General features: G+C 77.1%; 4 protein-coding genes. All 4 read left to right on the top strand.

Going from position 1 to position 3,752, the window contains the following annotated elements:
• The coding region (cbiT, locus tag DKT68_RS00515; RefSeq protein WP_109815478.1) for a precorrin-6Y C5,15-methyltransferase (decarboxylating) subunit CbiT at nucleotides 1–759 on the top strand (759 nt) is incomplete at its 5' end.
• Nucleotides 756–2,495, top strand: coding sequence for a precorrin-3B C(17)-methyltransferase (gene cobJ / locus DKT68_RS00510; protein ID WP_109815477.1), 1,740 nt, complete (start codon nucleotides 756–758; stop codon nucleotides 2,493–2,495). The genes cbiT and cobJ, both read left to right, overlap by 4 nt.
• A complete protein-coding gene (locus tag DKT68_RS00505; protein WP_109815476.1) occupies nucleotides 2,483–2,680 on the top strand; it encodes a DUF362 domain-containing protein in 198 nt (65 codons plus the stop codon). The genes cobJ and DKT68_RS00505 overlap by 13 nt, the downstream gene beginning before the upstream one ends.
• A partial coding sequence (locus DKT68_RS00500; RefSeq protein ID WP_109815475.1) for a HoxN/HupN/NixA family nickel/cobalt transporter occupies nucleotides 2,677–3,752 on the top strand: 1,076 nt, incomplete at its 3' end. The genes DKT68_RS00505 and DKT68_RS00500, both read left to right, overlap by 4 nt.

The following is a 3,752-nucleotide window of genomic DNA, read 5'->3' as shown; positions in this document are numbered from 1 at the left end:
GTCCGGGGTGAAGCCCGCCGCCTGGTCGTCGCCGAGCACCTGGGCACCGAGGCGGAACGGGTCCGCGAGGTGACCCCGGAGCAGGCGGCCGCCGGGACGTGGTCCGACCCGCACGTGCTGCTCAGCATCGCCACACCGGACACCGCAGACGCCGGCCAGGTGGCGGCGGGTGGGATGCGGGCTGACAACCAGCCGGCCGCCGCGCCGGCCGGCGGTTGGGCGCTGCCGGAGAGCCGCTACGCCCACCGCGACTCGATGATCACCAAGTCGGAGGTGCGTGCCCTCGTCATCGCCCGGCTGCGCCCCCGGCTCGGCCGGCTCGTCTGGGACATCGGCGCGGGCAGCGGCTCCGTCGGCATCGAGTGCGCCCTGCTCGGAGCGGCCGTGCTCGCCGTCGAGCAGGACCCCCGCGCCGGCGAGACGGTCCGGGCCAACGCCGTCGCGCACGCCGTCGACGTCCGGCTGGTCGTCGGGCGGGCGCCGGCGGCGTTGGCCGGCCTGCCCGAGCCGGACGCGGTCTTCGTCGGCGGTGGCGGGGCCGAGGTCCTCGCCGCCGTGGCGGCCCGCCGGCCCGACCGGGTGGTGCTCACCCTGGCCGCGCTGGACCGGGTCGCGCCCACCGTCGGCCTGCTGCGCGCCGCCGGATACACGGTCGAGGGCAGCCAGCTCTCCGCCGCCCGCCTCGCCGACCTGCCCGGCGGGTCCATCCGCCTCGCGGCCACCAACCCGGTGGTCGTCCTCACCGGGGAGCGCCCGTGAACCACCTGAGTACGCCCACCCGGATCGGGCTGGTCGCGGCCACCGCCGCCGGCCGCCGGCACGCCCACACCGTCACGACCGCCTGGCCACACGCCCGGCTGGTCGAGGGCGACAGCGTCGCCGACGCGCTGCGCACCGCCTGGACGCAGTGCGACGCCGTGGTCGCCTTCCTGGCCACCGGCGCGGTCGTGCGGATCCTCGCCCCGCTGCTCGGCGACAAGCGAACCGACCCGGCGGTGGTGGTCGTCGACGAGGCCGCCCGGCACGCGGTCGCGCTGCTCGGCGGGCACGCCGGCGGCGGCAACGACCTCGCCGAGCAGGTCGGCGCGCTGCTCGACGCCCGGCCGGTCGTCACCACCGCCACCGACGCGGTCGGCCTGCCCGGGCTGGACACCCTGGGCTGGCCGGTGCAGGGCGCCGTCGCCGCGGTGTCCCGGGCCATCCTGGACGGTGAGCCGGTCCGGCTCGTCGCCGACGCCGACTGGCCGCTGCCCGCGCTGCCACCGAACGTCCGTCCGCAACCCGCCGGCGAGGGCGGCGACGCGCCGGAGGGCGGGTACCGGCTGCTGGTCACCGACCGGGAGGTGCCGCTGGACGGGCGGACCGCGGTGCTGCGGCCCCCGTCGCTGGTCGCTGGCGTGGGCGCCAGTCGGGGCGTACCCGCCACGGAGGTGGCGGAGCTGCTGCACCGGGTGCTGGCCGAGGCGGGCCTCAGCCCGGCGAGCCTGCGCTGCCTCGCCAGCGCCGACGTGAAGGCCGACGAGGCGGGCATCCTGAGCACCGCCGACGCGCACGGCGTACCCCTGGTGACCTGGTCGGCGACGGAGCTGGCGGCCGTCGACGTGCCGCACCCCAGCGAGGTGGTCCGCGCCGCCGTCGGCACACCGAGCGTGGCGGAGGCCGCGGCGCTGCTCGGGCCGGCCGGCCGGCCGGGCGACGCCACGCTGCTGGTGCCGAAGACCGCCTCGGCGATGGCCACCGTGGCGGTGGCGCGGCATGCGCCGCGCGGCCGGCTGGCCGTCGTCGGGCTCGGCCCGGGCGCGGCGGACCTGCGCACCCCCCGCGCGGTGGCCGAGCTGCGCCGCGCCGCCGTCGTGGTCGGCCTCGACCAGTACCTCGACCAGGTACGCGACGTGCTCCGACCCGGCACCCGGGTGCTCTCCAGCGGACTGGGCGCGGAGGAGGAGCGGGCCCGCGCCGCCGTCGCCGAGGCCGCCGCCGGCCGGGCCGTCGCGCTGGTCGGCTCCGGCGACGCCGGGGTGTACGCGATGGCCAGCCCCGCCCTGGAGTACGCCGACGAGCGGATCGACGTGGTCGGCGTGCCGGGGGTGACGGCCGCGCTCGCCGCCGGCGCGCTGCTCGGTGCCCCGCTCGGTCACGATCACGCCTACCTGAGCCTGTCCGACCTGCACACCCCGTGGGAGGTCATCGAGCGGCGGGTGACCGCCGCCGCGCAGGGCGACTTCGTGACGCTCTTCTACAACCCGCGCAGCCGGGCCCGCGACTGGCAGCTCGGCAAGGCGCTCGGCATCCTCGCGGCCCACCGGCCACCGGACACCCCGGTCGGCGTGGTGCGCAACGCCAGCCGACCCGGCGAGCGGGTGCACCTGGCCACCCTCGCCACCCTCGACCCGGGCGTCGTCGACATGTACAGCGTCGTGGTGGTCGGCAGCAGCGACACCCGCCTGGTCGCCGGGCGGATGGTCACACCCCGGGGGTACCGGTGGCGATCGTGACCATCGGCGCCTGCCAGGGCTGCGGCGCCTGCCTGCTCACCTGCCCCACCCACGCGATCCGGCCGGTCGCCGGCGGGCTGACCGTCCGCGCCGACCGCTGCACCGGCTGCCTGGAGTGCCTGGAGATCTGCCCCGTCGACGCCATCCGCGTCGCGGACCCCGACGAACGTGGAGGAGCCCGATGAGTTCGACCGTGGTCAGCACCGCGCCACCGGCCGGCCGGTGGAGTCGAGCCGAGCGGGTACGCCTCGGCGGCATCGTGCTCGCCGTCGCGGTGCTGCACATCGCCGGCTGGAGCCTGTACCTGTACTGGAACGACCAGCCCGTGGCGGCCGGCGGGCTGGCCGGCGCCGGCGCGCTCGCGTACGTGCTCGGCGTGCGGCACGCCTTCGACGCCGACCACATCGCCGCCATCGACGACACGACCCGGCTGATGCTGCTGCGGGGCCGGCGGCCGGTGGGCGTCGGGTTCTTCTTCGCGCTCGGGCACAGCGCGGTGGTGCTGCTCCTCGCCCTGATCGTCGGGCTGGCCTCGGCGAACCTCACCGGCCCCGGCCTGGAGCAGGCCCGCGAGCTGGGCGCCACCGTCGCGATCGTCACCGCCACGCTGTTCCTCGCGCTGGTCGCCGCGCTCAACGCCGTGGTCCTCGGCGGGTTGGCCCGGCTGTGGCGGCGGCTGCGCCACGGTGACCTCGACGAGCGGGAGCTGGACCTGCACCTGCTCAACCGGGGGCTGGTGCAGCGGGTGCTCGGCAGCCGGGCCCGGGCGCTGGTCCGTTCCTCCTGGCACATGGCCCCGGTGGGGTTCCTCTTCGGCCTCGGGCTGGAGACGGCCAGCGAGGTCACCCTGCTGGCGCTGTCGGCGAGCACCGCCGCCGGAGGGGGGCTGCCGGTGCTGGCCCTGCTCACCCTGCCGCTGCTGTTCGCCGCCGGGATGTCCGCCATGGACACCGCGGACAGCCTGCTGATGAGCCGCGCCTACTCGTGGGCGTACCGGCAGCCGGCACGGCGGCTGTACTACAACCTGGCGACCACCGCGATGACGGTGCTGGTCGGCGCGGTGGTGGCCAGCGTCTACCTGGCCGGACTGCTGGTCGACCACCTGGGGGTGACCGCGCTCGCCGGGTACGCGGCCGTCGCCGACCACTTCGAGCAGCTCGGCTACGTGGTGGTGGGCCTCTTCGTCGCGTCCTGGGTGGGCGCGGTGGCGCTGTGGAAGCTGCGCGGCTACGACCGTCGCTACGGCGGCGCCCAGCC

This window comes from Micromonospora acroterricola (assembly GCF_003172955.1).
Classification (GTDB): Bacteria; Actinomycetota; Actinomycetes; order Mycobacteriales; family Micromonosporaceae; genus Micromonospora; species Micromonospora acroterricola.
Note: the sequence above shows the minus strand (reverse complement) of the source record. Positions and strands in the feature narration are given on the sequence as shown.